Raw genomic sequence first — 539 nt, forward strand, 5'->3', positions numbered from 1 at the left:
CCGGCGGCTGCGAGAAGGGCTACTACCTCGCCGACTGCTTCGGCCTGCGCCTGCTCAACCGCCGCGGCTGCTTCCCCAAGTTCGACCTGTTCATCGAGCAGACGAAGGACGTCTGGAAGGACTTGCTCGACATCCGCAAGCGCTTCGAGCCGCGCGCCGAGGAGATCGCCAGGAAGTACGCGCTGGCCGACTACACCATGTTCATCGGCTCGGGGGCCCTCTGGGGCGAGACCATCCTGTACTCCATGTGCCTGCTCGAGGAGATGCAGTGGAAGCGCATCCGCCACATCACCTCGCACGACTTCTTCCACGGCACGCTCGAGCTGCTCGAGCCCGGCGTCCCGGTGTTCCTGTTCATGGGCGAGGACGAGTGCCGCGCCCTCGACGAGCGCGTCCGCGCCTTCCTCACCAGCGGCGTGACCGGCGACGAGGACTACGTCATCATCGACACCGCCGAGTACGCGATCCCGGGCCTGGACGACGACTTCCGCGTCATCGTGTCGCCGTGGATCCTGTCCGTGCTGACCACCGACCGCCTC

General features: G+C 66.6%; 1 protein-coding gene. It reads left to right on the forward strand.

Going from position 1 to position 539, the window contains the following annotated elements; all coding sequences use genetic code 11:
* On the forward strand, positions 1-539 hold a 539-nt coding region (locus ACTQ1S_RS09380), incomplete at both ends, for an SIS domain-containing protein (RefSeq protein WP_441049394.1).

It is taken from the genome of Collinsella sp. LCP21S3_D3 (genome assembly GCF_052118305.1).
Classification (GTDB): domain Bacteria; phylum Actinomycetota; class Coriobacteriia; order Coriobacteriales; family Coriobacteriaceae; genus Collinsella.